Consider the following 24,044-nt stretch of genomic DNA (forward strand, 5'->3'; position numbering starts at 1 on the left):
TAGCCCCTTTTTGTGTTCAAAAAAAGGTAGTCTACAGTTTAACAAGGGAGCGGGTATGATGTTTATTCAAATCGACGGAAATTCACTGACGTTCGACCAAATCTACAAAGTTATTTACCAAGGATACTCCGTAAAAATTAGCGATCACGCAGTTGAACATATACAAAAAAGCAGAACGTTAGTTGAAGAGAGTATTACGAACAACAACGTAATTTACGGAGTAAATACTGGATTCGGAAAGTTTAGCGATACGGTTATTTCAACAATGGACTTAGCTGATCTGCAGATTAACTTGATTCGCAGTCATGCCTGCGGACTAGGAGAACCATTCTCTTTAGAGATAAGCAGAGTGATGCTGCTGTTACGAGCGAATGCATTGGCTAAAGGGTATTCAGGCATACGGCTGGAAACCTTGCAGCTGCTTATCGATTGCTTAAACCAAAATGTAGTGCCGGTTATCCCAAGTCAAGGTTCACTTGGAGCTAGCGGTGACTTAGCTCCATTATCACATCTAGCGCTGCTGTTAGTTGGAGAAGGAGAAGCTGTATATAATGGTCAGCGAATGCAAGGAGAAGAAGCTTTAAAGCTAGCGGGGCTTGAGCCTATCCAATTACAAGCGAAAGAAGGGCTAGCTTTAATCAACGGCACTCAGGCAATGACAGCTGTAGGAGTAGTTTCGTACCTTGAAGCTCAAAAGCTAGCTGATCTTGCTGACGGGATTGCAGCACTGACGTTAGAAGGTCTGCAAGGCATTTTAGATGCATTCATGCCCGAGTCTCATGCGGTAAGACCTTATCCGGAACAACAGCAGGTAGCTGCCCGAATTCTCTCGTATTTAGAAGGCAGTCAATTAACTACTTCTCAAGGTCAAATAAGAGTGCAAGATGCTTATTCACTGCGCTGCATTCCTCAAGTTCATGGTGCTATTTATCAAGTTTTAAATTATGTAAAAGAAAAGCTGTTAATTGAAATTAATTCAGCAACCGATAACCCGCTCATCTTTGCCGACAGCGGCAAAGTAATTTCTGGAGGGAACTTTCACGGTCAGCCCATTGCGTTTGCTATGGATTTTCTAGGAATTGCAATGGCGGAGCTTGGGAATATTTCTGAACGGCGCATTGAACGAATAGTAAACCCTCAGCTTAGCGGGCTGCCGGCATTTTTAAGTGCAGATCCTGGTTTAGAGTCCGGGCTCATGATTACTCAATACGCTGCTGCTTCATTAGTTTCCGAAAATAAAGTATTAGCGCATCCATCAAGTGTCGATTCTATCCCATCTTCAGCGAATCAAGAAGATCATGTCAGCATGGGAACGACTGCTGCACGTCATGCTTATCAGATTATCCAAAATACACGAAGAGTTCTATCGATTGAAGCAATTTGTGCGGCTCAAGCAGCCGATATTCAAGGAGTGGATAAACTTGCTTCGGAAACAAGAAAAATTTATTCAAGAATTAGAAAAACCGTACCAACCATTACTAAAGATCGAATTTTCTCACGTGATATTGAAGCGTTAGCAGCTGATTTCAAAACCTTTGTGCAAGATACTAATTATGAACTAGCGCTGTAATAAAAATGTTAGTTTAACAGTTTTTCATTTTTATAGAGGAGGAAAAACAAAATGGAGACAAAACAAAGTGGAATGAAAGCACCTCGTGGAACGGAACTAACGACAAAAGGCTGGGTACAAGAAGCTGCTCTTCGCATGCTTCTAAACAATTTAGATTCCGAAGTAGCGGAGCATCCGGAAAAGTTAGTCGTATACGGAGGAATTGGAAAAGCAGCCCGTAACTGGGAGGCGTTCGATCGTATTGTCGCAGCGTTAAAAGAGTTAGAAGAAGATGAAACGCTTCTCATACAGTCCGGTAAGCCTGTTGCGGTTTTTAAAACCCACAGTGATGCACCGCGTGTTTTATTAGCGAATTCAAATCTTGTTCCTGCTTTTGCAAATTGGGAGACGTTTCATGAGCTCGATAAAAAAGGGTTAATGATGTACGGACAAATGACTGCAGGAAGCTGGATTTATATCGGAAGCCAAGGCATTGTTCAAGGAACGTATGAAACATTTGCTGAGTGTGCCAACCAGCATTTTAACGGAACTTTGAAAGGAACGATTACGGTAACAGCTGGATTAGGAGGAATGGGAGGTGCACAGCCACTAGCCGTTACGATGGCAGGCGGCGTCGTAATTGGAATTGATGTTGATCGCACGCGTATTGGAAAACGTATCGAAACAAAATATTGCGATACGGTAGTCGAAAGCGTAGCTGATGCGATCACGTTAGCTGAAGATGCAAAAAGATTGGGCAAAGCGCTTTCCATTGGATTAGTTGGAAATGCAGCCGAGATTCTTCCTGAAATGATAGAACGAGGATTTATCCCAGATATTGTGACGGATCAAACATCGGCACATGATCCGCTTAACGGATATTTGCCGATTGGAGTCAGCTTAGCAGAAGGAGAAAGATTGCGGAATACAAATCCAAATGAATATATAAAACAATCAAAAGCAAGTATGGCTATTCACGTTCAAGCCATGTTAGAGATGCAAAGAAACGGCGCGGTTGCTTTTGACTATGGCAATAATATTCGCCAAGTGGCGTTCGATGAAGGTGTCACGAATGCATTTGATTTCCCGGGATTTGTCCCAGCGTACATCCGTCCGCAGTTCTGTGAAGGAAAAGGACCATTTCGATGGGTTGCTTTGTCAGGGAACCCAGAAGATATTTATAAAACAGATGAAGTCATTTTACGTGAGTTTTCGGATAATACGCACCTTTGCAACTGGATTAAAATGGCGAGAGAAAAAATTGAGTTTCAAGGATTGCCGGCGCGTATTTGCTGGCTAGGCTACGGAGAAAGAGCGCGCTTTGGAGAAATTATTAATGATATGGTAGCAAACGGAGAACTGTCAGCGCCTATCGTTATTGGCAGAGATCATCTAGATGCCGGTTCTGTGGCGTCGCCAAACCGTGAAACTGAAGCAATGAAAGATGGCAGTGATGCAGTAGCAGACTGGCCTATTTTAAATGCATTAGTAAATACGGCAGCAGGCGCAAGCTGGGTATCCGTTCACCACGGAGGAGGAGTAGGTATGGGGTATTCTCTTCACGCTGGAATGGTTGTAGTAGCAGACGGGACGGAAGAAGCCTCTAAACGTCTAGAACGTGTTTTAACAACAGACCCAGGCATGGGTGTTGTTCGTCATGTAGACGCCGGCTATGATAAGGCCATTCAAACTGCAAAAGAAAAAGGAATACAAATTCCCGCGTTAAATGAATAAAAAAAGGAGGGATACGTATGTCTATTACGTATATCAAATGTGCTGCACAGGTCATTACGGTTAAAGGAGGGAATCAGCCTAGACGAGTGGAGGAAATGTCAGATCTAGGAATCATTGAAAATGGCAGCGTACTCGTGAAAAATGGAAGAATTGTATTTGTTGGACCTGACGTCAAAGCGCAAGAATACCTTGAGCATATCCATAAACCTATTAATATAATTGATGCCGAAGGAAAAATCGTAACGCCTGGGTTGATTGATCCCCACACTCACCTTGTATTTGGCGGTAGTCGTGAAAAAGAATTAGAAATGCGCTTAAACGGGGCAAAGTATATTGATATTTTAAAAGCGGGAGGAGGAATTTTACAAACAACCGTTAGTACACGACAAGCAACGGAAGAGGAGCTAATCAAGCAATCTACAAAACGTTTAAATAAATTTCTGCAGTACGGAGTTACAACTGTCGAAGCCAAAAGCGGGTACGGTTTAAATCTTAAAGATGAAATCAAACAATTAAAAGTAGCGAAGAAACTGAATGAACAGCATCCAGTAGATATTGTTTCAACCTTTATGGGAGCTCATGCGGTGCCAGTTGAGTACAAAGGAAATGAAGATGAGTTTGTTCGTTTCGTTATCGAAGAAATGATCCCAATTGTTGCAAAAGAAGAGCTAGCGGAGTTTTGTGATGTATTTTGTGAAGAAGGTGTGTTTACAGTTGAACAGTCAGATCGTATTTTACAAGCTGGAAAAGCATACGGACTAAAACCTAAAATCCACGCTGATGAAATTGTGTCTTTTGGCGGGGCAGAATTAGCGGCTAAAGTGGGAGCCGTGTCAGCGGACCATTTGTTAAAAGCATCGGATCAAGGAATTAAGCAAATGGCTGAAAGTGGAGTTATAGCCGTCCTATTGCCGGGTACTGCATTCTTTTTAATGGAAGAGCCGGCGCGTGCTAGAAAAATGATCGAAGCAGGAGTGCCGGTTGCTTTGTCTACAGATCGAAACCCAGGGTCTTCTCCTACGGAATCGCTGCCGTTTATTATGAATTTAGCTTGTTTAACGATGAAGATGACGCCAGCAGAAGTTTTAACGGCCTGTACGATCAACGCGGCTCATGCCATTTGCAAAGGAGATCAAATCGGAAGTATTGAAGTAGGTAAAAAAGCCGATTTAGTGCTATTTGACGCTCCTAATTACCAAACGCTGCAGTATAACTATGCGGTAAACCTTGTAGACACGGTATTAAAAGATGGAAAAGTAGTGGTTGAAGGCGGTGTTTTACATGAACTATCCGTACCCACAGCTTGATCGACCGCCTTTTTGCTGGCAGCGTCAAAGTACTTCTGACCCTAAAGTAAGTGACTGGATTCAGACAGTTGAAGATGGGAGCAACGTCGACTTTACATCGATAGATATTACGGTCTTGGGCGTGCCTCTTTCAAGATCTTCCATTAGCGCTTCTGGAGCCAGTGAGACGCCAATGGCCATGAGGAAGCTCTGGAAATCCTTTAACCCGTATCATATTGAGTATGATACGGGTTTGACTTCCTTGTCAGTGTTGGATTTAGGAGACGTCAAACAGCACGTAACGGATATAGGGAAGTCTCATCAGTATATAAAAGAAGCGATGATGTCTATGCGGAAATGTCATCCACGTGCGCTGCCTATTATGCTTGGAGGAGATCATTCTATTACAGCTATGTTAGTAAAAGGGTGGAAAGAGTCACACCCCGAACAGAAAATAGGAATTTTACAGTTTGATACGCACTTTGACTTACGCAGCTTAGAAGACAACGGTCCTTCTAACGGAACCCCTATACGAAATTTAATCGAAAGTAACACTATTGATGCAGCTCATGTATGGAATATCGGGCTTCACGGGTTTTATAATTCAAAATCGTTAAAGGAATATGCAGATAGCAAAGGCATTCATTATGTAACGTTACTGCAAGCAAGAAAAGCAGGAATAAATCATACCGTGAAAGAAGCATTAAAACAGCTGAGCAAAGAGGTAGACATGATCTATTTAACAGTTGATATGGACGTGTTAGATATCGCTTATGCACCGGGAGTTCCAGCAGGAACGACAGGCGGAATGAGGACAGATGAGTTGTTTGAAGCAGTATACACCGCCGGAAGCCATCCGCTTGTTCAAGCAATGGATATTGTATGTCTAGATCCGCTGCGTGATGTAGGAGAAATTACCGTGAAAGCAGGCGTACACGTGTTTTTGAATTTTTTAACGGGCGTTGCAAACAGAAAGTAAGGAAGTGTGCTTCCTTACTTTTTTTATGGCTATTTTTATAAGATTAATAAACGATTGTTGAGAGCGGGATAAAATAACTTTAGAAGTGTGTATGGATTTTAGTAAATATATTTTTACTAAAATAAACAATTTATATTGTTTTTATTCTAATTTAGTAATAATATATTTACTAAGAAGGTGAGTATCTCATGAAGGAAAATCTGGCTAAAGAATATATCGCTTTAATACCAGTTTTATTTGAAAACTTTAAGAACTTAAACAAGAATGAAGTGAAATTAACACATCTACAAAATCATGTAGTTGAATTTATGTATATGCAAAAAAGAGATTTGAATATTAAGGAGGTTAGCAAAGGGTTAAATATTGCCAAACAACAGTTAACGAATGTTATCAGTGAATTAGAAAGTGGAGGATACTTAATCAAAATGCCTGATCCGCGAGATAAGCGTGCAGTTTTAGTCTCATTAACGTCTAAAGGAAAAAGTATTCAAGAGGAAAAATGGAGAGAGATTTATAGTAACTTTCATACAAATCTTGCGAAGTTAAATGAAGAAGAGCAATTAGATCTGCACTTCGCTCTTCATAAATTAAATGTTTTATTAAAAAAGTTGGAGGGATAAATCATGAATCAAAGAGAGCGAATTTCACTCATTGGTGTAGGCGTTATAGGCGGGACAGTAATGGGAGTAATTTATAATGATATATCCAACTGTTTAATTACAGGTGTTATTGTCGCTTCAATCATTACGGTAATGCTCAATCAAAAAGCGAAAAGAACAGCTAGATAGTATGAATAAACGTAAGACAGCACCAGCAAGTCACCAATTCAGCTATGGTGCTGCCTCTCGTTTATAAAGTTTATTTTCTAAATGAACATTACTAAGCTGTATATGATTTAAGAGCTACAAGCATCAGATCCCAAAACCCATCCACATCAAGGGTTAAACCAAACTTCGCATTCGCTTTCCTTCCTGTAACTCCAAGCAAATCAACTGAAGTTGTTCCAGACGTGTATTCTCCGCGTGTTTCTACTAAAATATTAACTTCTTTGAGCGTAAATAGTTCTGGTGCTATACAATAAGCAACGGTCAATACATCGTGAACGGGAGGGCCGTCAAAGCCAAACGTTTCCTTATAGGTAGATTTAAAAAATGCTAATAATTCACCCACTTTTTTTGCTACGTTATTATCAATGTTCATCACTTGGTTAATAACATTATCTGTTGCAACGGCTTGATGCGTAATATCTAACCCCATTACTACGAGTGGGATGCCGCTATCAAACACTTTTTTAGCAGCTTCTGGATCTGCCCAAATATTAAACTCAGCCGTTGGCGTCCAGTTTCCGAAGGTTCCACCGCCCATAAGGATAATTTCTTCGATGTTTTCTTTGATTTCTGGAGCTTTTATTAAAGCTAAGGCAATGTTTGTTAAAGGACCGGTAGGCATAAGCGTAACGGGATCTTCTGACTCTTTTACCATTCGTATAATAGTATCTACTCCATGCTCTTCACTCCAGCTCCGAGACAGAGCCGGGAACTCAGGACCGTCTAAACCTGAGTCACCGTGTATACTAGGCGCGTTTTCGCGTCTGCGCATCATTGGTTCGCTTGCTCCTTTTGAAACAATCACGTTATGTAACGATACCAAATCACACACCTTCAAAGCATTCATCGTCGTTTTTTCAATTTCTGCGTTTCCTGAAACAGTTGTAATCGCTAAAATATCTAATTCCGGTCGTGCGGCAGCCAAAATAATAGCAATAGCATCATCATGACCTGGGTCACAGTCCATAATAATCTTTCTTTTTTTCATTATTGTCACCTCTATAGAATGGATAAATTAATGTTATTTTTGCAGGGCATTTACTTTATCTAAAATAGCTTCTGTAAAATCCGACGTAGAGGCATGTCCGCCTAAATCTTTTGTTTTCACTTCATCTTGGATCGTTTGATAAAGAGCGCATTCTACTGTAGTTGCCACTTCTGCAAGTTTGTGATCCGTATGTTTTTCAGCCAGCCATCTCAGTAGCATGGCTGCTGAAGAGATAATACCGGTTGGGTTTGCTATGTTCAAACCTGCGATATCTGGCGCAGAACCATGAGCTGCTTGTGCCATAGCGATATGTTCATTTGCATTAAGAGAAGGGGCTAATCCTAAGCTCCCTACAAGCTCGCCGGCTAAATCTGAAAGAATATCACCGTACATGTTTTCTGTCACAATGACATCAAAATCGGCTGCACGACGTACGAGATGAGCAGCCATGGCATCGATATGGTAGTCGTCCACCTGTACTTCAGGATATTGCACAGCTACTTCTCGACAAACGTCTAAAAATAATCCTGTACTTAATCTCAAAACATTTGCTTTATGTACGATTGTTACTTTTTTACGACGCTGCATAGCCAATGCAAAAGCTTCATGTGCAATTCTTTCTACGGCTTTTCGCGTAAATACGCCTGATGTTACCACGACGTCTTTTGTAATTTGCCATTCACCGTGTCCAGAAAACATATTTCGGTCGGCATAAAATCCTTCTGTATTTTCTCGAACAATCACTAAATCAGCTGCTTTCACGACGCTTTTAATGCCTGGCATTGTTTTAGCAGGACGAATATTTGCGTAAAGATCTAAACTGTGACGAAGCTCTCCGCTAGGATTACGCTTTTCTTTGTGCTGAAGAGGGTAAGCCGCAGAATCGTGCGGGCCAAGTATCCATCCATGCGTATGTTGTAAAGCATCTATCGTTACTTGTGGAAGAGGATTGTTGTATTGTTTAATTCCTTCCCATCCCATCGGCAGATGAATCCATTCCATTTTAACTCCTGTTTTGCAAGAAACATTTTTAACTACCTTAACTGCGGCGTCGATAATCTCCGGCCCGATGCCATCACCCGCCAATACCCCTATACGATAAACAGTCATTGGTTTGAACACCCTTTCATTATGCGCAATGCTTTTATAAATAGATTGAAGGTTTACAGTATTAATCTACTTAAAGAAAAAACAATAATAAAATAGTATTTTTTTATGTTTATAGATTGAATTTTTTTATTGTTCTTTTGGCTGCTTTTGTAGAGAAAGAACTAGCTAACGCTTATGCTCTAGATTTTCTATCAATCAGCTTCTTAATTGGCGTTATTCTATTAAACAAAACACCCAATTAACACCTAAAACACGATTTAATTATATCATAATTCAGAAAATTAAACGGTTCTACGTTGGCACGAAAATTGCTTGTACTATATATGAGGAATACAAAAGAAAGGAGCAATATGTAGCTACAAATAAGGAAGCTGCTTTTAAAGAACGAGAAGTCTGTTTAAAGTTATTATTTCACAATGAAGGGGAGAAGAAGAATGAGTGAACCGCAAAAGGAAATGAGTCCATTAAATCAGGTACGGAAAAAAGAGAGGAAAATAAACGTTTTTGCTTTATTGTTAGGCTTTCTTGTGATCGCTACTATTTTAACGTATATCTTGCCAGCAGGAGAATACGCACGTATAGAAGTAGACGGACGAACAACGGTAGATCCTCAGTCGTTTAAATGGATTGATTCTACACCAGTTGGATTCTTTGATATGGTCAAAGCGATACATACAGGAATGGTAGAAGGAGCCGATATTATCTTTTTTGTATTAATTATCGGCGGTTTCTTTGGTGTACTAAGCGCTACGGGGACAGTGGATGTATTAATTACAACGATGGCTAAAAAGCTTGCTACACGGGAAAAGTTATTAATTCCTGTTATGATGCTATTTTTTGCGGTAGGCGGTTCTTTAATGGGGATGGCGGAAGAAACGCTAGCTTATATTCCTCTTTTAATTCCGCTGGCACTTGCTCTTGGATTCGATGCATTAACGGGGACTGCCATTGTTTTAATTGGCGCATCTGCTGGTTTTACTACGGCCGTTATGAATCCATTTACAGTGGGTGTTGCATAAGGAGTAGCAGAGCTTCCTATGTTTTCTGGAATGGGCTTTCGCCTTATCTTATTTGTAGTGGTTTACGCCGTATCGGTTTGGTTTGTCTACCGATATGCGATGAAAGTAAAAAAAGCCCTTCTATTGGTACGTACGGAAAATACAGCATAACTAATGCAAATAAACTTTTAAACTCTGATGCGAAGTTAACTAGAAAGCATAAATGGATTATGGCAGCATTTCTTGTTAACTACGTAATTCTTGCTTTTGGCGTTATTAAGTACAAATGGTACATTACTGAAATTGCTTCTTTATTTGTCATTTTGACTGTTGTGATTGGGATTATTGGAAGGCTCTCTGTTGAAAATACAGTTAAGTCATTTACAAACGGGGCGGCAGCATTAGTCGGAGGAGCGCTAGTTATCGGAGTTTCTCGCGCAGTTCTTGTTGTTTTAAATGAAGGTCATATTGTAGATCCTATGCTTCATCAAGTATCTGGAGCCATTCAGCATATTCCGGGATATTTAAGCGTTATCGGAATTTATAATTTCCAAGCGTTGATTCACCTTATTTTAGCATCTGGAACAGGTCATGCAATGCTGACAATGCCAATCATGACGCCGCTTGCAGATTTGCTTAATATTACGCGACAAACAGCAGTATTATCTTTTTCTTTTGCAGACGGCATCGGAAATATTATTTTCCCAACGGCTGGAACATTAATGGCTGGCTTAGCGATTGCGGGAATTTCATGGACAAAGTGGGCAAAATGGGTGTTGCCGTTAGTCCTTATTCAATATGTGATTGGTCTAATCGCCGTTGTGATTGCTTATTTTATCAATTACGGACCATTTTAAGCATTAAAATTATATAGAAAAATATTATTCGTAAGTTGAGCTTACTAGTAGGAGGAATAGAAGTTGTTAACCTTAATCAAAAACGCAGAAGTATATGCACCAGAGTATTTAGGGAAAAAAGACGTATTGCTTGCAGACAGCAAAATCATCCTGATAAAAGAGTGTATTGATCATGTAAATACGTCCATTCCTATTCATGTTGTAGACGCTGCTAATAATATTATAGCTCCTGGCTTTATTGATTCACATGTTCATATTATTGGCGGAGGAGGAGAAGGAGGATATAAAACACGCACGCCTGAACTAATGTTAACGGATGCAACGACTGCCGGGATTACAACTATTGTAGGTGTCCTTGGAACAGACGGTACAACAAGAAGAATGGAAAGTCTTCTTGCTAAAGCAAGAGGATTAGAAGAAGAAGGAATTAGCTGCTTCATTCACACAGGTTCTTATCAAATACCAGTAAAAACGTTAACTACCAGCATCGAAGAAGACCTTATTTTAATTGATAAAATTATCGGAGTAGGTGAAATTGCCATTTCTGACCACCGTTCTTCTGAACCTACATTTGAAGAACTGGTAAAGGTGGCTTCTGCTGCCCGCAATGGAGGGATTTTATCAGGGAAAGTCGGAATATTAGAAGTTCATGTAGGAGACGGGGAACGGAAATTATCTTTATTAAATCAAATCGCAGATGAAACAGACCTGCCAATTCGTCAGTTTCATCCTACACATATTAATCGAAATGAAGAACTGTTTAAAGAAGGAATTCAATTTGCAAAACGAGGCGGATATGTAGATTTTACGACCAGCACCATTCCCCATTTTTTAGAAGAAGGCGAAGTGAAGTGCAGCAAAGGGTTACGCATCATGCTTGAAGAAGAAGTTCCGATCTCGAGCATTACGTTCTCATCCGATGGACAAGCGAGCCTGCCGTTTTTTGATGATAACGGAGACTATAAAGGGCTTCAAGTTGGAAAGGTGTCTTCTTTATTTCAAGAAGTACGAGATGCAGTACTAGAAGAATCAGTGCCGTTAGAAACAGCTCTTCAAGTCATTACGTCTAATCCTGCCAAAGTATTAAAACTGTCCAATAAAGGGCATATTCAACCTGGAAAAGATGCAGATTTAGTCCTTTTAGACAAAGAGACGCTAACAATTAAAACGGTTTTTGCTCAAGGTAAAGTAATGGTAAAAGACGGTGTCCCTGTTGTGAAAGGAACGTTTGAATAACAGGTTTTAGACATCATTTAACGAAAGTATCGCGGAAAGATACGTGCTAATTAGAGAAAGGTATTAAAATACGCGTGGAAAGGATCTTTCAAATGAAAAAGAAACTTGTTTCATGTCTTATCAGCTTTACATTACTTTCTTCTTTGAGTACACCCCTGCTTGCAAAAGCACAAGAAAATACTGGAGACATTAAAGGCAGCCTTGTTATTGCAGGCGGAGGTGTAGGAACATCTAATCACGAAATCTATGAAAAATTTCTCTCGCTTGCTGGAGGAAAAGAAAAAGCAAAAGTAGGGATTATTCCAGCTGCTAGCACAACGCTGCAGTCTTCCAAAAAGTTTAAGGAAGACATCGTAAAATACGGACTAAATTCAGATTCTATTAAAATTCTTCCCGTTTCAAATCACGATTTTTCTGACACACAAAAGGATGAATCAACCTGGAAGAATCAAGTAAATGATAAGAAGTTATCCCGTACGATTAAAGGACTAACGGCAGTTTGGTTTGTTGGAGGAGATCAAACAAAAATTGTGGATTCTCTTCGTCAAAATAATGGAAGCGATTCTGAAGCGTTAAAAGCTATTTGGGATATATATCGTAAAGGAGCAGTGATCGGAGGCACAAGTGCAGGAGCTGCAATTATGAGTGACGTCATGATTACAGGAGGAGACAGTCTAGGAGCTTTAAAAGAAAGTATAGAAAACAAGGAAAATAAACATGTGAGCGAAAACCAACAGAGTAAAAAAGAGTACGAGCCTCTGTCAGTTCAAAAAGGGCTGGGGTTTTTCCAACACGGCATAATTGATCAGCACATGGATGAACGAGCACGACTTGGGCGACTTGCAGTAGCTGCATATACTTCTGAACGTGACAAAGAAAAAAACTTTGCATACGGTGTGGACGAAGATACGGCTATGGTCGTTAACAATAAAGATCAAAAGATTGAAGTTGTTGGACGAAGCGGAGTAGCTGTCTTGGATATGAGCAAAGCTAAGCTTGTATCTAAGCAGAAAGCTCGTTCGGGATTAGAGAACATAAAGGTTAGTTACTTATCTCCTGGAGATAAAATTAACTATCATTTAAAATCATAAAGTTCTCCTCCTTTAATAAGTGTTCATAGATGAACATGCAAGTTTTATACCAACTTATTGAACACCGGTAAAACAGTGAAAGAAGGGTTTTTTTAAAAGCTCTATGTGTAATATAGGTTATTTATGGGTCATTATTAAGGTTTCTTACACCCGAAAAATGGCGAGAACGACTCTAACTTGGATGCCTAATAGTGAAAAGAAAATTGTAAAAGGTATATTACAAGATTACATCCCTCATTGAAAAATAACCTTTAAAAACTTAAAATTATAATAGAAAGGAAAAACAAGGATAAAAAGAAGAGCTGTCCGCAATAGCGACTTATTTATCAAACAGACCTTCATTCTATCAATATCTTCATCTCTTAAACATTTTCCACCAGCATTTCTACGCAGAAAAATTATACATGAGAGGATCTGTCAAAATGAACAAACAGGAAAGCAGCTACAGATGGGTTGTTTTTGGAACCGCTTTATTAGCATATTATTTGATTGTAAGTCAACGAACAGCCCCTGGACTTATTACAGAACAGTTAATGAAAGATTTTCACGTTTCAGCGTCTATTATAGGATTAATGACTAGTATACAATTTTTAGCATATGCAGGTCTTCAGATTCCTATTGGTTTACTTTCTGACCGATACGGTCCCAATCGATTTTTGATTATAGGGTCGCTTTTAACTGGAATAGGAAGTCTTATCTACAGCACGGCTCCTAACGAATATGTGTTAATTTTCTCTCGTTTACTAGTCGGTACGGGAGACTCAATGATTTTTGTCAATTTAGTGTTAATTTTAAGTCAGTGGTTTAAGGGAAATGAGTTTGTAAAGCTATTAGGTTTAATTGGGCTGGTAGGAAGTGTAGGGTCGTTATCAGCTACCGTGCCTTTATCTATGTGGATTTCCTTTTCAGGCTGGAGAGTTCCTTTTCTTAGCATAGGTCTGGTTTTAATGGCGGTATCTTATCTGCTTTATGTCGTTTTAGTCGTAAAACCTAAACGATTATTTGTAGATGATGCTAAAGCAAATAAAGCCTCTGTTAAGACTCCGGAAAGCGTATGGGCGATCCTAAGAAGGGTAATGACGACTCGTCAAGCATGGGCAACATTTCTTTGTCATTTTGGTGTAGTGGGTACATACATTGGTTTTATTGGTTCTTGGGGAGTTCCTTATGGAATGAATGTGTTTCATTTATCTCGCGCTGATGCAAGTCAGCTTATTATGTATGGTCTGTTTGGCGCTATGATCGGCGGACCTTTAATCAGCTGGATAACAAGCAGGTTAAACTCCATCAAAAAAATCTATTCACTTGTTCATTTTATTGTAGTGCTTAGCTGGACTGGATTATTATTATCCGGTATAAAACCTTCATTCATGCTAGTCGTTATTTTGCTTTTTATCATCGGCTTTGGAAACGGCGCAAGTGCTTTGACTTTTGCCGTAGTACGTCAATCTTTCTCAGTAAAAGAAGTAGGGGTTGTATCAGGTTTTGCCAATATGGGAGGCTTTTTAAGCGCCGTATTATTACCTAGTATTTTCGGAAATGTCCTTGATTTATTCCCTGAACGTTCGCTGCACGTGGGCTATCATTATGCTTTTATCATTCCCATTTTGTTTTCAATGATGGGGTTGTTAGGTGTCTTACTAATTAAAGAAAAGGGAAAAAAGGAGCAAAGGGTGCTGAATGCTTCTTAATATCTTATACAATGAGAGACATGCAAGAAAAAACGAGGCTGTCTGCGCCTACTCTGCGATACTACGAAAAGGAAGGCATTTTACCGTTTGTCGAGCGAAATGAACATGATCAGCGCTTATACACTGATCAGAATATCAAGTGGGTCAAGTTTATTTAATCCTTACGTGCAACTGGAATGCCTCTTGCTGAAATCAAGCAGTATGTAGAGTCATATAAAAAAGGCGAAAGTAACATCAGCGAACGCAGAAACATGATGCTTCAGCATAAAAAGAAAGTGGAAGCAGACATGTCGCAAACCTATCTGCATCTAGAACGAATTAATTATAAACTTGCGCTGTATGATACGTTGGAAGCTGGTTTAAACAATAAACAAATAAAAATTTAAATGCTGATAACAGAGAATCCTGTTTATACACAAACTATACAGGTGTTAAAAACTGCGAAACAAACAAAACAAGATAACTGCATAGTTATCTTGTTTTGTTTGTTCTATTCTAGTATGTACTGCTTAAATAAAGAGCTACATCGCGAATTGCTTTATCAGTTGCACTTTCTATTAACTCTCTGTCCTTTGTATACGAATAAAGAGTGTCGCCGTGAAGAAGGTGGTCTGATAAATTTAATAAGCCGACAGCGCGCTTGTTGAATTTATGAGCGACGGTTAAAGTGGAAGCTGTCTCCATATCCACGCCGAGAAAATCTGCAAGCGACCATTCTTTTACCATGTCATGCGTCTCGATAAGCATGGCGCCCATACTAACCACATGTCCTTTTATATATTTGTAGCCTTTTTGTTCACAATACCTACAGGCGGCTTCCACTAACTCTTTGTCAGCTTCTACAAGCGTTTGTTCTGGTAAATACCAATGTGATACGCCATCTTGCATCTTTGCTGCAGATACAATTAAAATATCTCCATATTGTATAGTAGAAGATAAACCTCCAAAATATCCCGTTTGAACAAATAAGTCGGTTCCGCTGCCAGCAAATTGATGTACAATGTTTGACGCCATCGGACTGCCGTATACATTCGCAAATCCTATATTTCTGTTGTTGAACTTACCTATTACCGTGTTCCATTTAGGCGTATGAACATCAGTGGATAAGATCTCCTTCCATAAATTGATATTATCTTGGAATTCCCACTCACCATGAATAATAAATGCATTAGGCAGCTCTTTTTCTGATAGCTTTAATACGTTTAGCCAATCTTTTTTTTCAAAATCGCCATACAGCCTCATCTTTTTCTCCTTATTTTCTCAGTTAGACTAGTTAGAAAAGAATTCTTCATTACTAGCTTTCATTCCTTTAATTTTTAGAACTAACAAATATAAAAGAAATGACAGTGCTGATTTAAAAATGAAGTTATGCGTGCTTTTTTTACTCATTTCTCGACAAATATTTAGAATTAAAAAGGAGTTCAGTAATAATAAAAGAAATTCCTTACTAACGCTTATTTAAATTAGATAAAGCTATGAGAAAAGTTCCGTTTAGTTAAGGAATGAATAAGAGGAGGGAAGGTACAGGTGTCAAATTATTTTCCCATAATTAAAACAAAAAGGCTTATCCTAAGGGGAATTGTAGCAGAAGACGCAGGCAATATTTTAAAATACCTATCCGATAAAGAAGTAATGAAACACTACGGCCTAGAGCCTTTTACAACGGTTGAGGATGCTTTAAATGAGATTGCGTGGTATAAATGGATCTTAAACGAAAAATCTGGAATAAGATGGGGTATTACTCTTAAGGAACAGGACGACATTATTGGCAGCTGCGGGTTTCTTAATAGAGTTCATAACCATTGCCGTGCAGAAATTGGATATGAGCTAAGCAAAGATTACTGGGGGAATGGGATTGCTAATGAGGCATTGGGCGCTGTCATAAAATATGGTTTTACACATTTTAATTTGCGGAGAATTGAAGCATTAATAGAGCCTGCTAATACTGCTTCACAAAAATTAATAAAAAAGCATGGCTTTATAAAAGAAGGCCTATTAAGAAGCTATGAATTTACGTGTGGAAAATTTGATGATTTGTATATGTATTCTTTATTAAAACAAGATTTTGACAGGCTTCAACCACATGAAGGGAATATCTAGACATCGTTATTAAGAATACGAATAGCACAATGACAGATAAGGGGAAAATGTATGGCCCATTTTAATGTTGATATTGTTCACTATCATCCTCAATTTGCTGAGCAAACGGTAAAAATGTGGAGAGATAGTAAAGAAAAAGCGATTAAACAAAAGGAAATGCACAGTTTTGACCGTCATGTCTATTTTTTAAATCATATATTGTCAGCACACTATAAAATTGAATTAGCGTTAATGGATGAACAAATAGTAGGAATGATTGCTTATCATGCTGACGAAATTAGCCAACTGTACGTTCATGTAGATTATCAAGGAGGAGGAATCGGACAGCGTTTACTCGAAAGAGCCAAGACAGAATCAAATGGAAAATTAATATTACGTACATTTGAACGAAATAAAAATGCCCAGAGGTTTTACGAAAAAAACGGCTTCAGTATTATAAAAAGAGGATGTGAAAATGAAGAGAAACTACCCGATATTACATATGAATGGACAAACAAATGAAGCATACGTAATTTTAATAAAGGAGCGGTTAGTGTGAATACGTTAGCACATGAAACATAACAATGCTGTCTATATGTCCGTGGTCCGCCTTTTACTAGTTTAGGATAGATGATTAATGCTAGCTATAAAAAGGAGGAGTTTAATATGATAACGGACAAACATTTTTTAAACGCTGTAAACAATACAAATGTTGATTTTACTGGATGGGATTTTTCTATTATTACTCGTACTGGTCGTATAGATAGCGACATGCTTTCGTGGTCATACGGAAGTGAAGCTTTTCGTCTTATTCAAGACTCTAATGCCGCTTTAGATATGGGAACAGGAGGAGGAGAATTTTTATCTTTGTTACAGCCTTTTCCTCACGTTATGTACGCTACAGAAGGATACAAACCTAACGTTCCAATCGCTAAAAAACGTTTAGAACCGCTTGGTATCACAGTTGTTGAACGAACTGAAGACGAAAACTTACCGTTTAAAGATGATACATTGGATTTGATTTTGAACCAGCACGAATCTTTTTGTGCTTCAGAAGTAAAAAGGATTTTGTCAAAGGAAGGCACGTTTTTCACGCAACAAGTGGGAGGGTTAGACTGTTCACGAATCAATGAATGTATAGGGGTTTCAATAAATAAAGAGTTTTGTAATTGGAATTTAAAGAAAGCAATAGAAGAGCTTAAACAAAGTTCTTTTAACATCATCTCTTTCAAAGAAGAGTTTCCTGTACAGAGATTTTATGATATCGGAGCGTTCGTCTTTTATTTAAAGGCAATTCCTTGGCAAGTTCCTAATTTTGATATCGAAACACATATCGAAGGATTGCATAACATACATGGAATTATACAGTCTAAAGTTTTTTTTGACGTAGGACAACATCGTTTTATTATTAAAGCGGAGTTAAAAAGATAGGGTACTTAAACACAGAAAGCGGATCTCTGACTGGAGGTGCGCTTTCTGTTTATTAATGATGGCTATACATAAAATTCATGATGTAGACAGAAGTCGTTTCAGTTATGTAATGGAACGCTTATGATTTTGTGAGGTATGAGATTTTGGTAATATGCAGTCTAATGCTCTTTTAGTAATGGGCATAAAGAAATTAAGCAGCAAGCCGCCTAAAAACACGGTTAATAATGTTCCAACACCAATTGGTCCGTTTAAAAGCATCGCAGCTAGTAAGAATGTGAGGTAAAGAAGTGTTCTTGAAAGCAATAAGTTTGTTTTAGCTAGTTTTTGTATGAGTAATGTTAAGCGGTCAATTGGAATGGGTGCAAAATTTGTATGTAAATAGGCTGAGGTTCCTACACCTATAATGATTAAACCAATTCCAAAACAACATAATTTGCTGTACCACATTTCAAAGGGAGCCCAATTCTGTAATAAAAAAAGCCATAAATCAATACCAAGACCCGTTATGAATGCTGTTAACAGTCCCAGTACTTCGGGCTTTTGTTTGCTTAAAAGGGCATTACCACAAATTAATACACATGCAAGTATAATTTCCCAGCTTCCAACGCTAAGACCTACGTTTAGGGATAGTCCAACTAAAAGTGCATCAAAAGGTGAAGCTCCTAGGTTGGATTGGATCGTTAAAGCAATTCCCAGAGTTAGTAGTAAAATTCCTCCTACATAAACAACATATTTCACTGTAATCAGCTCCTTTATTCACTATTTTTTGTTGCAAATGCAACTATTTTAAGGTACATTAAACTTATATTATTTTTATTGTATTTGCAACAAAAATATGTGCGAAGGAGATATTTATGAGTGAAATTCTGCGTGAAATTGGAATGATAGCAAGAGCATTGGATTCAATTAGTAATATAGAATTTAAAGAGTATGACCTGACTAAGGGGCAGTATTTGTATTTAGTGCGAATATGTGAAAATCCCGGAATCATTCAAGAAAAGTTAGCTGAGATGATAAAAGTAGATCGAACAACAGCGGCTCGGGCTATAAAAAAGCTTGAAATGAATGGTTTTATTGAGAAGAAAGACGATTTCCACAATAAAAAAAATAAAAACCTTTTTCCCACTGAAAAAGGGAAGAACGTATATCCGTTTATCAAAAGAGAAAATGATTATTCTGATAAAGTGGCATTAGAAGGTTTTACTCAGGAAGAAGCAGATACCATTCTTAAGCTGGTTCAAAGAGTAAGAAAAAATATAGAAACAGACTGGGAGTTTGTCAAAAAAGGAAACAAGAGAAATTATTGAGGATATAAAGGAGAGGCGTATGTCAGTGAAGATGGATATAAAAAAGTGTATTCTTAAAGATGTAAATCACCTTCAAGATATTAGCTGCAGAACATTTAATGAAACATTTAAAGATCAAAATTCACCTGAAAACATGAAAGCTTATTTAGAAAAAGCATTTACAGTAGAACAGTTACAAAAAGAACTATCAAATACGTCCTCGCAATTCTTTTTTATGTATGTTAATCATGAAATTGCAGGTTATTTAAAGGTTAATACGGATGATGCTCAGTCTGAAGAGATGGGGAAAGAAGCGCTTGAAATTGAAAGAATTTATATAGGTAACAGCTTTCAAAAACAAGGGCTTGGTAAACATTTATTTAATAAAGCAGTAGAGATAGCAACGACACTTAATAAAAAGAAAATTTGGTTAGGTGTATGGGAAAAAAATAAAAATGCGATTGCTTTTTACAAGAAACAGGGATTTGTTCAAACTGGATCTCACTCTTTTTATATGGGAGACGAAGAACAAATAGACTTCATTATGGTTAAAACACTTTTATAGTTTTAAAAAATAAGGATTATTCACTAATTTAACTGGTAGAGGATAATCCTTATTGCATACAGAGGTTTTATGCTTTTAGGGTAAGCAGTAAGCAAACTAATATGGCTGCTGTGCCAGCACATAGGAGAATGAAATTAATGTCATATGCTTACCAAAACGTTGGCTTTTTTCATTTTGGAAATTACATTTTCACTTTAATTCTATTTGAAATAACACAGACTAATTAGATATATATCGAATTAGAAAGATTAAAAAATGAACATTTTTACGTCCATTTTAAAAGATAACAGGCCACATCTCTTTCGGATTTAACTCGTATTCTCCATTTTGCCTATACATAAAATGCTGCATAATTAACTCTCTGCGAATCGTCGCATAATCTTCATGATATTTTTTTATATGTTCATTCAGTTCTTTTTCTTGATACGTTTTTCCGTGCTGTAAATCGCGTATTAAATAGGCTAATATTACGTTCTTTTTCTTTCTTTGACTTGGAATGATCTTTAAAGTTCCATCACTATTTATAAAGTTTTTAACAATCGATAATTTGTCTTTATCCTGTAAATGGTTTTCTTGCTTTTCCATCGAATCTTCTCCAATACTCAAAATAGCCTTCGAGTTATATTCAAGTCTTTCAAGGTCTAGATAAAAATAAATAATGTTCCCTTGTCTTCTTTGATAAATAATTCCTACATTTCTTAGTTTTGAAATGTGATGAGTAATAGTTGAAGGCTGCAACCCCAGCTTATAAGCGATTGCTTGCCCGTGAAGAGGTCCTTTTTTTAATAGTGAAATAATTCTAATCCTGGTAGGATCACCAACGGCTTTATGATAATTCACCAACTTATCTAATTGCATAGCCTACTACCTTCTTTCTTTAATTAGATGTATATGTCAAAAAAGTGAAAATATTTAAAGTGATCACTTGTCACACTGCATATAAAAAATCGGTTCCGTCTAATCTTTAAAGTGTAAAAAAGAGCCTGCTTCTCCGCATAATTTAACCATTATTTTTACCAGTTCTTTTTACTATTAAGAAAAAGTTACCATGTTTTCACTAAATAATACCGGGGAACATATTCAAGGAGATAAATGAATTATTAAAGATACATGTATGCAAATAATAAATGAAAAAAGAATGAGTAAATCATGACAGGAAATTCAAAAATTTTAATGGTTGTTACAAATGGACATACAATGGAAAACGGAGAACTTGCTGGAATTTGGCTTACAGAATTCTCTGAAGCATATTTAGAATTTAAGAAAGAAGGATACGAAGTAGTTGTAGCAAGTCCAAAAGGCGGAAAATCACCTGTGGATCCTAACAGCTTAACAGATGATGTGACGGACGAAGACAAAGAAGCAGGAAAACTTTTAGAGAATACAAAATCATTAGCTGACGTAAGTTCACAAGACTTTGCAGGCATGTTTGTACCTGGAGGGCACGGAACAATGTTTGATTTTCCAGACGATACGCACTTACACCGTTTGCTAACAGAATTTGCTGAAGACGACAAGCTGATTGCAGCAGTATGCCACGGACCGGCAGCTCTTGTAGGCGGAAAGCTTAAAAACGGTGAACCGATTGTAAAGGGTAAACGTATTACAGCGTTTACTGATTCAGAAGAGAAAGATACAACGTTAGATAAATACATGCCGTTTCTTCTTGAAACAAAGCTTCGTGAGCTAGGCGCTGAGTTTATTGCAAAAGATAATTGGAGCGATCATATTGAAGTAGACGAAAAGCTTTTAACAGGACAAAATCCACAGTCTACTATCAGCCTCGCGAAAGAATTTGTGCGTGCTTTAAACGCGTAAACGTATGTATGACCTTAATAGAGATGTCTTATGATTGTTTGAGACATCCCTATTTTCTTTAGGGTGAAATAAAATAGGAATTAAGGAAAATAAAAAGGGCAGCTATCTAAATAGCGGCCCTTTTATTTATTAGAAGATTTATTTCTGAAAATATATGTAGTAATTCCTGTCACAATGATAACAGCTACAACACAAATAATCAGACGAACAATCTGTGTCACAAAGATATTATCTGCAATGCTCATGTTTTTGGTTAAAATTAACGTTCCATAAGCAGCTAAGACAGATAAAAACATATTGACGATTCGTTGAGCCATGTTGTCGTTACTCCTTTCGCTTCACTACTTTACACTTTAACATATGTGTTCGCTGTAAAAAATATTGAATTACAAGTATGTCAGAAAATCAGCACTCCAGTAAAAGAATCTACTTGTAAGGAAGTAGCTGATATCATATTAGTTATGACGACTAGAGCTCAGAGAAGGAAATAAGATTTCTTTAGTCGAATTTAACATGCTTATATCATTTTTTTAGATAGGTGGGAAAAGCTTGCTTAATAAATTAAAAAAGCTATTTATGGATAAACAGGATCAGGAAACAGATGACAAATATATTTTAGTACCTGAGAGTGAAATAAATGAGAATTTAAAAAGAGATATAGTGAAGTTGGAAGAAGTAGGAGAGGCATACTGCAAAAGTCTCCAGCACAAATATAGAAATAAATTTGAACGTGATGGTAAGCAGAACTTAAAAATATGGGTGTGTCGAGATATTGATGGCGACCAACTACCAAATCTAAGTTCGGAGCAGTGTCTGGAAAAAGAATATCGTTCCCAAGTGGCAATAAACTTTGATGGGTTTACAGATGAAGAAGATGCATACGTTCATTACATCCAGTTGTGGTATTACTTTGGTGGGTATTTTAAAGGGACAGGCACTTTGTATGATTTGTCAAAAAATCATTTAGAAGCTGATATTGAAGAAAAGTTAGAAGAATTACTGAGCCAATTATAGATTTCTACTTAGCACTGAGATTATTTGTTAATACACAGGGGGAAGGAATATGAGGGGGCGGCCAGAGTTAGAAATAGAAAGGGAAAAAGTTTATAAAACGAAAAAAATCCTAACGGAACATTTATAGCGCGAATTATTCAAGTGCCTAAGGAAGAAAATATGTTAGATTTTATTCTAGAAATCAAAAATTTAAAGACAAAGGAACTTTCTTATAGAAGTTTATTAGTAAGGACTGAAAACTGGTACTATTCTTTTCGTCTTGCTAGAGGAGATCTGAAATGGGTATCTTTGCATACAGTAGCAGTATGGGACCGGTTAGGACATAAATTAGTTGAGGTAGCGGCCCAACCGGTAAGGAAAATTATCGTATTTCAGATGACCACTGTTCAGCTTACCGAGAAAAGCAATAATGACGATATAGTAAGGAGAAAACGAATGAAAAAGCATTGCTGCGATTATATGAATTATCATGCGAACTTTACGTGTGATATTCATAATAATCCGTTTGATTGTCCAGATAATCTTATCTTATTTGATAAAACAAATAAGGAATATGGTTTAATTATTCATGATGGTGGTTCATCCATCATTGGGATTTCATTTTGTCCATGGTGTGGTAAGAAGCTTTAACTTAAGTATGAAGGGGGGGATCTCCTCTTCATTTCTGAAATGGGGGATGGGGCTTGATTTTTCGTTATCTAGCTATGTTATCAGGATTAGGAATTATTTTATTAAACCTTTTTGATCCTATACATCAAGGGGTTACGCGCTGGTTGATGGTCATCTGCGGTTTATTAATCTTTAGTAGCCATTTAAAATTCATCTTAGATAAGAAATCAAAAACAACGGATAATCAAAAGAAGACCTACTAATAAGAGGTTCTTTTGAGTTCGTACTGCTGATAAACGGTATTATAATAACTAGCTTTGTATACTTCTTCATTACAAAGCAGTGTTTCGTACTTATTAAAAAAAGAAATGTGTACAGTTAGTGTAAGAAAAGGTATCTAACAAAAACCATTAATTTATATTTTAACCATAATATGTTATAATATTTCAAAAATGGTGGTGTGACGATGAGCGAAGATAAAGAAACACCTAAAAGAAGAAGAGAGAGATTAAAACACGAAGAGGTAAAGAGAAACCCCACAGGGAATATGAACGATGCATTTAACAGAAATGAAGCTGGAAACCTATCTGGTTTAGCAGGCAGCTTAGGATGGAAGGGGCTAGGTATACTTATTACTGTACTGATTATAGGTTTTATCGTTGTGTCCCTATTTTTAAAATAATATGAGGTTTATAAATTAAGAGTACTGGAGGAGTCATTTTGAAAAATTATGCAGTGTTTATTGGTAGTTTTATAGTGTTACTGTTTGCTTTTCAAATTGTTTCTGGGCTGTTTCTTACACTTACATATGTACCTGAGACTTCACAGCATTTGAGTAGCTCAACGGTCAGTATTTTTTCTTTTAATTATCCATTTTTAAGTTCGATTATAGCAGC

The 24,044-nt window shown here is 37.5% G+C and carries 26 protein-coding genes and 2 pseudogenes; 22 read left to right on the plus strand and 6 right to left on the minus strand.

The annotated features are described in order from the left end of the window. Nucleotides 1-58: 58 nt before the first annotated feature. From hutH to Q5794_RS08410, 6 genes are all read left to right on the plus strand, one after another. The gene (gene hutH / locus Q5794_RS08385) at nucleotides 59-1,570 is read left to right on the plus strand and encodes a histidine ammonia-lyase (RefSeq protein WP_192997530.1); all 1,512 of its coding nucleotides are present in this window, start codon (nucleotides 59-61) and stop codon (nucleotides 1,568-1,570) included. Nucleotides 1,571-1,621: 51 nt separating this feature from the next. Continuing rightward, nucleotides 1,622-3,283, plus strand: coding sequence for a urocanate hydratase (hutU, locus tag Q5794_RS08390; protein ID WP_214985834.1), 1,662 nt, complete (start codon nucleotides 1,622-1,624; stop codon nucleotides 3,281-3,283). 17 nt (nucleotides 3,284-3,300) lie between these two features. Further along, complete coding sequence (hutI, locus tag Q5794_RS08395) at nucleotides 3,301-4,590, plus strand: imidazolonepropionase (RefSeq protein WP_374988967.1); 1,290 nt, start codon at nucleotides 3,301-3,303, stop codon at nucleotides 4,588-4,590. After that, nucleotides 4,565-5,548: an agmatinase family protein gene (locus Q5794_RS08400; protein WP_214985838.1), complete on the plus strand. Its 984-nt coding sequence runs from the start codon at nucleotides 4,565-4,567 to the stop codon at nucleotides 5,546-5,548. Before hutI ends, Q5794_RS08400 begins: the two co-directional genes overlap by 26 nt. 188 nt (nucleotides 5,549-5,736) lie before the next feature. Continuing rightward, complete coding sequence (locus Q5794_RS08405) at nucleotides 5,737-6,168, plus strand: MarR family winged helix-turn-helix transcriptional regulator (RefSeq protein ID WP_214985840.1); 432 nt, start codon at nucleotides 5,737-5,739, stop codon at nucleotides 6,166-6,168. A 3-nt stretch (nucleotides 6,169-6,171) separates the two neighbouring features. Further along, entirely contained in the window at nucleotides 6,172-6,336 is a 165-nt protein-coding gene (locus Q5794_RS08410; protein ID WP_214985842.1) for a hypothetical protein, read from the plus strand. Between the two features lie 91 nt (nucleotides 6,337-6,427). On the opposite strand, the gene Q5794_RS08415 is transcribed toward Q5794_RS08410, so the two are convergent. Together Q5794_RS08415 and Q5794_RS08420 are read right to left on the minus strand one after the other, a co-directional pair. After that, nucleotides 6,428-7,363 (minus strand): nucleoside hydrolase, encoded by a 936-nt coding sequence (locus Q5794_RS08415; RefSeq protein WP_214985844.1) that lies wholly within the window; start codon nucleotides 7,361-7,363, stop codon nucleotides 6,428-6,430. A 33-nt stretch (nucleotides 7,364-7,396) separates the two neighbouring features. Further along, nucleotides 7,397-8,473: an isocitrate/isopropylmalate dehydrogenase family protein gene (locus Q5794_RS08420; protein WP_214985846.1), complete on the minus strand. Its 1,077-nt coding sequence runs from the start codon at nucleotides 8,471-8,473 to the stop codon at nucleotides 7,397-7,399. 434 nt (nucleotides 8,474-8,907) lie between these two features. Between Q5794_RS08420 and Q5794_RS08425 the strand changes: the two are divergent. The 6 genes and pseudogenes from Q5794_RS08425 (at nucleotide 8,908) to Q5794_RS08450 (ending at nucleotide 14,732) form a co-directional block, all read left to right on the plus strand. Further along, nucleotides 8,908-10,328: pseudogene (locus Q5794_RS08425) on the plus strand (YfcC family protein). Nucleotides 10,329-10,391: 63 nt separating this feature from the next. Continuing rightward, nucleotides 10,392-11,564: a beta-aspartyl-peptidase gene (iadA, locus tag Q5794_RS08430; protein WP_215054930.1), complete on the plus strand. Its 1,173-nt coding sequence runs from the start codon at nucleotides 10,392-10,394 to the stop codon at nucleotides 11,562-11,564. 92 nt (nucleotides 11,565-11,656) lie between these two features. Next, on the plus strand, nucleotides 11,657-12,655 hold the full coding sequence (locus Q5794_RS08435; protein ID WP_374988968.1) for a cyanophycinase: 999 nt from the start codon (nucleotides 11,657-11,659) through the stop codon (nucleotides 12,653-12,655). A 422-nt stretch (nucleotides 12,656-13,077) separates the two neighbouring features. Then, nucleotides 13,078-14,346 (plus strand): nitrate/nitrite transporter, encoded by a 1,269-nt coding sequence (locus Q5794_RS08440; protein ID WP_192997520.1) that lies wholly within the window; start codon nucleotides 13,078-13,080, stop codon nucleotides 14,344-14,346. Between the two features lie 20 nt (nucleotides 14,347-14,366). Then, nucleotides 14,367-14,504, plus strand: coding sequence for a MerR family DNA-binding transcriptional regulator (locus Q5794_RS08445; RefSeq protein WP_374988969.1), 138 nt, complete (start codon nucleotides 14,367-14,369; stop codon nucleotides 14,502-14,504). Nucleotides 14,505-14,522: 18 nt separating this feature from the next. Next, the gene (locus Q5794_RS08450; RefSeq protein ID WP_374988970.1) at nucleotides 14,523-14,732 is read left to right on the plus strand and encodes a hypothetical protein; all 210 of its coding nucleotides are present in this window, start codon (nucleotides 14,523-14,525) and stop codon (nucleotides 14,730-14,732) included. A 109-nt stretch (nucleotides 14,733-14,841) separates the two neighbouring features. Here Q5794_RS08450 and Q5794_RS08455 read toward each other — a convergent pair whose 3' ends face one another. Next, nucleotides 14,842-15,588: a uridine phosphorylase gene (locus tag Q5794_RS08455; protein ID WP_214985852.1), complete on the minus strand. Its 747-nt coding sequence runs from the start codon at nucleotides 15,586-15,588 to the stop codon at nucleotides 14,842-14,844. A gap of 285 nt (nucleotides 15,589-15,873) precedes the next feature. Between Q5794_RS08455 and Q5794_RS08460 the strand changes: the two genes are divergently transcribed. The 3 genes from Q5794_RS08460 to Q5794_RS08470 all read left to right on the plus strand — a co-directional run bounded on the left by Q5794_RS08460 (nucleotide 15,874) and on the right by Q5794_RS08470 (nucleotide 17,856). Next, on the plus strand, nucleotides 15,874-16,446 hold the full coding sequence (locus Q5794_RS08460; protein ID WP_214985853.1) for a GNAT family N-acetyltransferase: 573 nt from the start codon (nucleotides 15,874-15,876) through the stop codon (nucleotides 16,444-16,446). A gap of 51 nt (nucleotides 16,447-16,497) precedes the next feature. After that, complete coding sequence (locus tag Q5794_RS08465; RefSeq protein WP_214985855.1) at nucleotides 16,498-16,947, plus strand: GNAT family N-acetyltransferase; 450 nt, start codon at nucleotides 16,498-16,500, stop codon at nucleotides 16,945-16,947. Between the two features lie 144 nt (nucleotides 16,948-17,091). Next, nucleotides 17,092-17,856 carry a methyltransferase domain-containing protein gene (locus Q5794_RS08470; RefSeq protein ID WP_214985857.1) on the plus strand — a complete coding sequence of 255 codons (765 nt, stop codon included), beginning with the start codon at nucleotides 17,092-17,094 and terminating at the stop codon, nucleotides 17,854-17,856. Between the two features lie 102 nt (nucleotides 17,857-17,958). On the opposite strand, the gene Q5794_RS08475 is transcribed toward Q5794_RS08470, so the two are convergent. Next, complete coding sequence (locus tag Q5794_RS08475; RefSeq protein ID WP_214985859.1) at nucleotides 17,959-18,594, minus strand: YitT family protein; 636 nt, start codon at nucleotides 18,592-18,594, stop codon at nucleotides 17,959-17,961. Between the two features lie 116 nt (nucleotides 18,595-18,710). On the opposite strand from Q5794_RS08475, the gene Q5794_RS08480 reads away from it, so the two are divergent. Together Q5794_RS08480 and Q5794_RS08485 are read left to right on the plus strand one after the other, a co-directional pair. Further along, entirely contained in the window at nucleotides 18,711-19,163 is a 453-nt protein-coding gene (locus tag Q5794_RS08480) for a MarR family winged helix-turn-helix transcriptional regulator (RefSeq protein WP_192997514.1), read from the plus strand. Between the two features lie 19 nt (nucleotides 19,164-19,182). Beyond that, the gene (locus tag Q5794_RS08485) at nucleotides 19,183-19,707 is read left to right on the plus strand and encodes a GNAT family N-acetyltransferase (RefSeq protein ID WP_214985861.1); all 525 of its coding nucleotides are present in this window, start codon (nucleotides 19,183-19,185) and stop codon (nucleotides 19,705-19,707) included. 276 nt (nucleotides 19,708-19,983) lie between these two features. Here Q5794_RS08485 and Q5794_RS08490 read toward each other — a convergent pair whose 3' ends face one another. Beyond that, on the minus strand, nucleotides 19,984-20,565 hold the full coding sequence (locus Q5794_RS08490) for a metalloregulator ArsR/SmtB family transcription factor (protein WP_214985863.1): 582 nt from the start codon (nucleotides 20,563-20,565) through the stop codon (nucleotides 19,984-19,986). Nucleotides 20,566-20,856: 291 nt separating this feature from the next. Here Q5794_RS08490 and Q5794_RS08495 point away from each other — a divergent pair, with 291 nt between their 5' ends. Beyond that, a complete protein-coding gene (locus Q5794_RS08495) occupies nucleotides 20,857-21,525 on the plus strand; it encodes a type 1 glutamine amidotransferase domain-containing protein (protein ID WP_214985865.1) in 669 nt (222 codons plus the stop codon). Between the two features lie 122 nt (nucleotides 21,526-21,647). On the opposite strand, the gene Q5794_RS08500 is transcribed toward Q5794_RS08495, so the two are convergent. Further along, the gene (locus Q5794_RS08500; protein WP_013082531.1) at nucleotides 21,648-21,842 is read right to left on the minus strand and encodes a hypothetical protein; all 195 of its coding nucleotides are present in this window, start codon (nucleotides 21,840-21,842) and stop codon (nucleotides 21,648-21,650) included. Between the two features lie 232 nt (nucleotides 21,843-22,074). Here Q5794_RS08500 and Q5794_RS08505 point away from each other — a divergent pair, with 232 nt between their 5' ends. The 4 genes and pseudogenes from Q5794_RS08505 to Q5794_RS08520 all read left to right on the plus strand — a co-directional run bounded on the left by Q5794_RS08505 (nucleotide 22,075) and on the right by Q5794_RS08520 (nucleotide 23,830). After that, the gene (locus Q5794_RS08505; protein ID WP_214985867.1) at nucleotides 22,075-22,539 is read left to right on the plus strand and encodes a hypothetical protein; all 465 of its coding nucleotides are present in this window, start codon (nucleotides 22,075-22,077) and stop codon (nucleotides 22,537-22,539) included. Nucleotides 22,540-22,588: 49 nt separating this feature from the next. Beyond that, nucleotides 22,589-22,949 (plus strand): annotated as a pseudogene (locus Q5794_RS08510) (hypothetical protein). 25 nt (nucleotides 22,950-22,974) lie between these two features. After that, complete coding sequence (locus tag Q5794_RS08515) at nucleotides 22,975-23,169, plus strand: DUF6980 family protein (protein WP_251033976.1); 195 nt, start codon at nucleotides 22,975-22,977, stop codon at nucleotides 23,167-23,169. A 445-nt stretch (nucleotides 23,170-23,614) separates the two neighbouring features. Beyond that, nucleotides 23,615-23,830, plus strand: a complete 216-nt coding sequence (locus Q5794_RS08520; protein ID WP_214985872.1) for a DUF6366 family protein — start codon at nucleotides 23,615-23,617, stop codon at nucleotides 23,828-23,830. Nucleotides 23,831-24,044 lie beyond the last annotated feature (214 nt).

Origin of the sequence: Priestia megaterium (assembly GCF_041941685.1) — a bacterium.
GTDB classification, from domain to species: Bacteria; Bacillota; Bacilli; order Bacillales; family Bacillaceae_H; genus Priestia; species Priestia megaterium_C.

Bases quoted from the DNA above. Each gene is read 5' to 3' on its own strand.
- hutH (WP_192997530.1), top strand. From the start codon at position 59: ATGTTTATTCAAATCGACGGAAATTCACTGACGTTCGACCAAATCTAC.
- hutU (WP_214985834.1), top strand. From the start codon at position 1,622: ATGGAGACAAAACAAAGTGGAATGAAAGCACCTCGTGGAACGGAACTA.
- hutI (WP_374988967.1), top strand. From the start codon at position 3,301: ATGTCTATTACGTATATCAAATGTGCTGCACAGGTCATTACGGTTAAA.
- Q5794_RS08400 (WP_214985838.1), top strand. From the start codon at position 4,565: ATGAACTATCCGTACCCACAGCTTGATCGACCGCCTTTTTGCTGGCAG.
- Q5794_RS08405 (WP_214985840.1), top strand. From the start codon at position 5,737: ATGAAGGAAAATCTGGCTAAAGAATATATCGCTTTAATACCAGTTTTA.
- Q5794_RS08410 (WP_214985842.1), top strand. From the start codon at position 6,172: ATGAATCAAAGAGAGCGAATTTCACTCATTGGTGTAGGCGTTATAGGC.
- Q5794_RS08415 (WP_214985844.1), bottom strand. From the start codon at position 7,363: ATGAAAAAAAGAAAGATTATTATGGACTGTGACCCAGGTCATGATGAT.
- Q5794_RS08420 (WP_214985846.1), bottom strand. From the start codon at position 8,473: ATGACTGTTTATCGTATAGGGGTATTGGCGGGTGATGGCATCGGGCCG.
- Q5794_RS08435 (WP_374988968.1), top strand. From the start codon at position 11,657: ATGAAAAAGAAACTTGTTTCATGTCTTATCAGCTTTACATTACTTTCT.
- Q5794_RS08440 (WP_192997520.1), top strand. From the start codon at position 13,078: ATGAACAAACAGGAAAGCAGCTACAGATGGGTTGTTTTTGGAACCGCT.
- Q5794_RS08445 (WP_374988969.1), top strand. From the start codon at position 14,367: ATGCAAGAAAAAACGAGGCTGTCTGCGCCTACTCTGCGATACTACGAA.
- Q5794_RS08450 (WP_374988970.1), top strand. From the start codon at position 14,523: ATGCCTCTTGCTGAAATCAAGCAGTATGTAGAGTCATATAAAAAAGGC.
- Q5794_RS08455 (WP_214985852.1), bottom strand. From the start codon at position 15,588: ATGAGGCTGTATGGCGATTTTGAAAAAAAAGATTGGCTAAACGTATTA.
- Q5794_RS08465 (WP_214985855.1), top strand. From the start codon at position 16,498: ATGGCCCATTTTAATGTTGATATTGTTCACTATCATCCTCAATTTGCT.
- Q5794_RS08470 (WP_214985857.1), top strand. From the start codon at position 17,092: ATGATAACGGACAAACATTTTTTAAACGCTGTAAACAATACAAATGTT.
- Q5794_RS08480 (WP_192997514.1), top strand. From the start codon at position 18,711: ATGAGTGAAATTCTGCGTGAAATTGGAATGATAGCAAGAGCATTGGAT.
- Q5794_RS08485 (WP_214985861.1), top strand. From the start codon at position 19,183: ATGTCAGTGAAGATGGATATAAAAAAGTGTATTCTTAAAGATGTAAAT.
- Q5794_RS08490 (WP_214985863.1), bottom strand. From the start codon at position 20,565: ATGCAATTAGATAAGTTGGTGAATTATCATAAAGCCGTTGGTGATCCT.
- Q5794_RS08495 (WP_214985865.1), top strand. From the start codon at position 20,857: ATGACAGGAAATTCAAAAATTTTAATGGTTGTTACAAATGGACATACA.
- Q5794_RS08500 (WP_013082531.1), bottom strand. From the start codon at position 21,842: ATGGCTCAACGAATCGTCAATATGTTTTTATCTGTCTTAGCTGCTTAT.
- Q5794_RS08515 (WP_251033976.1), top strand. From the start codon at position 22,975: ATGAAAAAGCATTGCTGCGATTATATGAATTATCATGCGAACTTTACG.
- Q5794_RS08520 (WP_214985872.1), top strand. From the start codon at position 23,615: ATGAGCGAAGATAAAGAAACACCTAAAAGAAGAAGAGAGAGATTAAAA.